5 protein-coding genes are annotated in these 6,000 nt (G+C 70.5%); 4 read left to right on the plus strand and 1 reads right to left on the minus strand.

Annotated features, from left to right (window positions below; translation table 11 throughout):
• Window positions 1-3: 3 nt before the first annotated feature.
• The gene (locus amrb99_RS42415; RefSeq protein WP_190867300.1) at window positions 4-1,314 is read right to left on the minus strand and encodes an ammonium transporter; all 1,311 of its coding nucleotides are present in this window, start codon (window positions 1,312-1,314) and stop codon (window positions 4-6) included.
• 236 nt (window positions 1,315-1,550) lie between these two features.
• Here amrb99_RS42415 and amrb99_RS42420 point away from each other — a divergent pair, with 236 nt between their 5' ends.
• The 4 genes from amrb99_RS42420 to amrb99_RS42435 all read left to right on the plus strand — a co-directional run.
• On the plus strand, window positions 1,551-2,864 hold the full coding sequence (locus amrb99_RS42420) for an extracellular solute-binding protein (RefSeq protein WP_190867302.1): 1,314 nt from the start codon (window positions 1,551-1,553) through the stop codon (window positions 2,862-2,864).
• Window positions 2,865-2,875: 11 nt separating this feature from the next.
• On the plus strand, window positions 2,876-3,886 hold the full coding sequence (locus tag amrb99_RS42425; protein ID WP_190867304.1) for a sugar ABC transporter permease: 1,011 nt from the start codon (window positions 2,876-2,878) through the stop codon (window positions 3,884-3,886).
• Window positions 3,886-4,716, plus strand: coding sequence for a carbohydrate ABC transporter permease (locus amrb99_RS42430; RefSeq protein ID WP_190867306.1), 831 nt, complete (start codon window positions 3,886-3,888; stop codon window positions 4,714-4,716). Before amrb99_RS42425 ends, amrb99_RS42430 begins: the two co-directional genes overlap by 1 nt.
• A gap of 20 nt (window positions 4,717-4,736) precedes the next feature.
• Window positions 4,737-6,000, plus strand: a 1,264-nt coding sequence (locus amrb99_RS42435) for an ABC transporter ATP-binding protein (RefSeq protein WP_190867308.1), incomplete at its 3' end; no start/stop codon positions are given.

Here is a 6,000-nt window from a genome sequence, read left to right on the forward strand (position 1 = left end):
AGGTCAGGCGCCCTGCTCCTGCTGCTTGGCGATGCCGAGCGGGGAGGGGTGCGCGAGCTTGCCGATGGGGTTGGCGTGGCCGTTGACGCCGTGCTCGTAGGCGGTCTCGGCGTGCAGGGCGAGGTCGACGCCGCTCGTCTCGTCCTCGGCGGACACCCGGAACCCCATCACCTTGTCGATCAGCTTCCCGACCGCGAACGTGACGGTGAACGCGAACAGCCCGACGACCGGGACCGCGATCGCCTGCTTGCCGAGCTGGACGCCGCTGCCGCCGGCGATCAGCCCGGCCGCGCCGCCGGTCATCGAGCGCACGGCGAGCAGCCCGATCAGCAGCGTCCCGATGACGCCGCCGACGAGGTGGACGCCGACGACGTCGAGGGAGTCGTCGTAGCCGAGCCGGTGCTTCCAGCCGACCGCGTAGGAGCAGACGACGCCCGCGACGAGCCCGACGGCGAGCGCGCCGAGCACGTTCACCGACCCGCAGGACGGGGTGATCGCGACGAGGCCGGCGACGACGCCGGACGCGGCGCCGAACGTGGTGGGGCGGCCGTCGCGGCGCTGCTCGACGAGCAGCCAGCCGAGCAGGCCGGTGCAGCCGGCGACGAGGGTGTTGAGGAAGACGGCGGCGGCGGTCCCGTTCGCGGCGAGCGCGGACCCGGCGTTGAAGCCGAACCAGCCGAACCAGAGCAGCCCGACGCCGAGCAGCACCATGGGCAGGTTGTGCGGCCGCATCGCCTCCTTGCGGAACCCGATGCGGGGGCCGAGGACGAGCGCCATCGCGAGCCCGGACGCGCCGGAGGCGATCTCGACGACGAGCCCGCCCGCGTAGTCGAGGGCGCCGAGGTCGGAGATCCAGCCGCCGCCCCACACCCAGTGGGCGATCGGCGCGTAGACGGCGAGGGCCCAGACGGGTACGAACACCATCCAGGCGGAGAACTTCGCGCGGTCGGCGATGGCGCCGCTGATGAGCGCGGTGGTGAGGATCGCGAAGGTGAGCTGGAAGGTCACGAACAGCAGCGCCGGGACGTGACCATGGGGTGTCGTCGGGGTGATGCCTTTAAGGCCCACGTGCTCGAATCCGCCGAGCAGCCCGAGGCCGCCGAGATCGTGGCCGAACGCCAGGCTGTAGCCGGCGACGAGCCAGGAGACGGTCACCAGCGCGACCGACACCAGGCTCATCATGATCATGTTGAGGGTGCTCTTGGCGCGGACCATTCCCCCGTAGAACAGCGCCAGTCCGGGCGTCATCAGCAGGACGAGCGCGGTGCTCGCGAGCAGCCACGCGGTGTCGCCCGCATCGGTTCCTCTGGGCACGGCGTCTCCCCCTTCGCGGATCCGGTGTCCGCCATCGAGAATCACCCGTGTCCGTTTCGTGTCCTATACCGCTTTGTTTCGGCTGTGTTTCGTGTTGCCGGTGCGTTGCGTTCCCCTCACCACCTCACTCTTCGCATCTCGACAGTTACGCATTCCGGTGTTCTCATGAAATCGGACCCGCCATGGATGCGTTCCGGCGAAGCGCCCGCACATGGTGGGTGGCTTCGGGAGGCCCGATGGTCGAGGGAGTCGGACGAGCACGCAGAACCGGTACCGCACTGAGAGCCGCGGTCGCGCTGGCGCTGGCGGCGGGCGGCCTCGCCGCCTGCGGAGGCGGCGGCACCCCCACCCTGAACTGGTACATCAACCCCGACAACGGCGGGCAGGACAAGCTCGCCGCCGCCTGCTCCAAGGCGTCCGGCGGGAAATTCAAGATCAAGACCTCGCTGATGCCGGACGACGCCACGCAGCAGCGCGAGCAGCTCGTCCGGCGGCTGGCCGCCAAGGACGGCGGGCTCGACCTGATGAGCCTCGACCCGGTGTTCGTCGCGGAGGCCGCGAACGCCGGGTTCCTGCGGCCGTTCCCGGCGAGCCAGGCGGCGCGGTTCACGCAGGGCGTGTTCCCGGTGGCGGTGCAGAGCTCCACCTGGGACGGGAAGCTGTACGCCGCGCCGTTCTGGGCGAACACGCAGCTGCTCTGGTACCGCAAGTCCGCCGTGAAGAAGGCCGGCGTCGATCCGAACGCGCCCGACTTCACCTGGGACAAGATGATCGACGCGGCGCTGCGCACCGGCACCACCGTCGGCGTGCAGGCCAACAAGTACGAGGGCTACATGGTGTGGATCAACGCCCTCGTCGCGTCCGCCGGCGGGCAGGTGGTCGGCGAGGCGCAGAAGGGCGACAACGCGCGGATCGAGATCGACTCCCCGGCCGGGCGGGCCGCGGCGGCGATCGTCCACCGGCTGGCGACCTCCCGGGCCGCGAGCCCGACGCTGTCCACCGACATCGAGGAGCAGTCCCGCGCCCTGTTCAACGGCGCGCGCGGCGGCTTCATGGTCAACTGGCCCTACATCTGGGCCGCCGACGCCAGCGACGCCAAGGCCGGCGTCATCGGCAAGGCGATCCCGTCCGACATCGGCTGGGCCCGCTACCCGAAGGTGGCGCCGGGCCAGGACAGCAAGCCGCCGTTCGGCGGCATCGAGGTCGCGATCGGCGCCTACGGCAAGTACAAGAACACCTTCGCCGTGGACGCGGTCACCTGCATCACCTCCACCGAGCACCAGAAGGAGTACATGCTCGCCGAGGGCAACCCGGCGGCGCGTCCGGCCGTCTACGACGACCCGGAGATCCAGAAGCAGTTCCCGATGGCGGGACTGATCCGCGACTCGATCAACGCGGCGGCGCCGCGCCCGATCACGCCGTACTACACCGACGTGTCCGGCGCGATCCAGAGCCGCTGGCACCCGCCGGCGTCGGTGAACCCGAACTCGACGCCGCGCGAGTCCGCCACGTTCGTCCACCAGGTCCTGCGCGACCAGCGCCTGCTCTGAAGGGACCGACGATGACCGCGATACCCTCCGAGGGGGGACGACCCCCCACGCCCCCCGGGCCGGCTTCGCCGGGACCCTGGCACACCGCCCCCGCCGCCGGAAGACCCGCGGCGCCCGCGGCGGAGATCTCCGACCGCGCCCGCGCCGAACGCCGGCTCGGCCTCCTGCTGTCCGCCCCGGCCGTGATCGTCATGCTGGTCGTGACCGCGTACCCGCTCGTCAACGCGCTGTACCTGTCGCTGTTCAGCTACCGGATCACCGCGCCGGACGACCGCCGCTTCGTCGGCCTCGCCAACTACGGGACGGCGCTGTCCGACCCGCTGTTCTGGCAGGACGTCCTCACCACCTTCGTCATCACCTCCGTCACCGTCGCGGTGGAGCTCGTCATCGGGTTCGCGCTCGCGATGGTGATGCACCGGGCCGTCTTCGCGCGGCGGACCGTCCGCACCGCGATCCTGCTGCCCTACGGGATCGTCACGGTGATCTCCGCGTTCGCGTGGAAGTACGCGTTCGACCTCCAGTCGGGGTTCGTGAACTCCTGGTTCGGGCTCGGCGACTACGCCTGGTTCTCCGGCCGGTGGTCCTCGATGACCGTGATCGTCCTGTCGGAGATCTGGAAGACGACCCCGTTCGTGTCGCTGCTGCTCCTCGCCGGGCTGGCGCAGGTGCCGGGCGACCTCGGCGAGGCCGCGACCGTGGACGGCGCGACGGCGTGGCAGCGGCTGCGCCGGGTGACGATCCCCAACATGAAGGCCGCGATCCTCGTCGCGGTGCTGTTCCGCACGCTCGACGCGTGGCGGATCTTCGACAACGTCTTCGTCATGACCTCCGGCCAGCAGAAGACCGAGACGCTGTCGTTCCTCACCTACCGGCAGACGATCACCCGGACCGCGATCGGGCTCGGCGACGCGGTCGGCGTGCTGCTGTTCCTGTCGGTGGTCCTCATCGCGGTCGTGTTCATCAAGGGGTTCCGCGTCGACCTGGCGCAGGCGCGCGGCGAGCGCGGGGGAGGCGAGAAGTGATGGAGACCGCCCGTTCGAAATGGCTGTGGGCCGTCGCGTCCCTGCTGATCCTTGTGTGGACGGTGTTCCCGATCCTGTGGATCGTCATGCTGTCGTTCAAGCAGCCCGGCGAGATCGGCAACCAGAAGGGCTTCCTGCCGCACCACTGGACCTGGGACAACTACCGGACGGTCTTCAAGACCGACCTGTTCACCGCCGCGCTGATCAACTCGATCGGCATCTCGCTGATCGCGACCGTGATCGGCGTCGTGTTCGCCACGCTCGTCGCGTACGCGATCGCCCGGCTGGAGTTCCCCGGCAAGAAGGCGATCCTGTCGTTCGCCCTCGCGATCGCGATGTTCCCGGTCGTGTCGCTGGTCGGGCCGCTGTTCGACCTGTGGCGCGACGTCGGCCTGTACGACACCTGGCCGGGGCTGATCATCCCGTACATCTCGTTCGCGCTGCCCCTCGCGATCTGGACGCTGTCGGCGTTCTTCCGCGAGATCCCGTGGGAGATGGAGCAGGCCGCGCAGGTGGACGGCGCGACGACCTGGCAGGCGTTCCGCAAGGTGATCGTCCCGCTGGCCGCGCCCGGCGTGTTCACCGCCGCGATCCTCACCTTCTTCTTCTGCTGGAACGACTTCGTGTTCGGGATCTCGCTGACGTCGTCGGACCGGGCCCGGGTCGTGCCCGCCGCGCTGGCGTTCTTCACCGGCGCGTCGGAGTTCCAGCAGCCGACGACCGCCATCTGCGCGGCGGCGGTCGTGGTGACCGTCCCGATCGTCGTCATCGTCCTGGCGTTCCAGCGCCGCATCGTCGCCGGGCTGACGTCCGGCGCAGTCAAGGGCTGAGGGCCCGAGGGGGTTGAAGCATGGCCGCCATCACCATGAAGAACATCGTCAAGCGGTACGGCGACGGGTTCCCGGCCGTGAACGAGGTGTCCCTGGACGTGCGGGACGGCGAGTTCATGATCCTCGTCGGGCCGTCCGGCTGCGGCAAGTCCACCCTGCTGCGGATGATCGTCGGGCTGGAGGACATCACCGGCGGCGAGATGCGCATCGGCGAGCGGGTCGTCAACAAGATCGCGCCGCGGCAGCGGAACTTGTCGATGGTGTTCCAGAACTACGCCCTGTACCCGCACCTCACGGTGTTCGAGAACATCGCGTTCCCGCTGCGGCTGGCGAAGGTGCCGCGCGAGGAGGTCGACCGCCGCGTCCGGGAGACCGCCGAGCTGCTCGAACTCACCGAGCATCTGGACCGCAAGCCGGCGAACCTGTCCGGCGGGCAGCGGCAGCGCGTCGCGATGGGCCGCGCGATCATCCGGCAGGCGAACGCGTTCCTGTTCGACGAGCCGCTGTCGAACCTGGACGCCAAGCTGCGCGGCCAGATGCGCACGGAGATCTCGCGGCTCCAGCGCCGGCTCGGCGTCACCACCGTGTACGTCACGCACGACCAGACGGAGGCGATGACGCTCGGCGACCGCGTCGCGGTGCTGCGCAAGGGCGTCCTGCAGCAGGTCGGGAGCCCGCGCGAGCTGTACGAGGAGCCGGTCAACCTGTTCGTCGCGGGGTTCATCGGCTCGCCGTCGATGAACTTCCTGCCCGCGTCCGTCGACGGCACGGCGCTCGACACCCCGCTCGGCCGCTTCGAGGTCGGCGACGAGCGCAAGGCCGCCGCGGTGGCGGGCCGCGACGTCGTGCTCGTCGGGATCCGTCCCGAGCACTTCGAGGACGCCGCGCTGGTCGGCGCGGAGAGGAAGGCGCGCGGCAGCACGGTCAGCGCGCGCGTCGACGTCACCGAGTGGCTCGGCAACGAGCTGTACGCCTACGTCCCGTACGAGGCGCCGGCCGACCTCGCCGCGCAGCTCCGCGACCTGTCCCGCGAGCTGGACAGCGACCAGCTGCGCACGCAGGCGGTGGTGGCGCTGGACGCGTCCAGCGGGATCACGCCGGGCGACGAGGCGGAGCTGTGGATCGACACCTCGAAGATCCACATCTTCGATCCGGCGAGCGGCGAGAACCTCACCCGCGACGAGGCGCGGGTCGCGGAGCTGGCGCGGGTGGCCGAGCGCGCTCGCGAGGCCCAGCGCCGTGCGCAGCGCCCCGGCGAGGGCGCCGGCGCGGCGGGCGACCCGG

The sequence above is a fragment of the Actinomadura sp. RB99 genome (assembly GCF_014706005.1).
GTDB lineage: Bacteria > Actinomycetota > Actinomycetes > Streptosporangiales > Streptosporangiaceae > Spirillospora.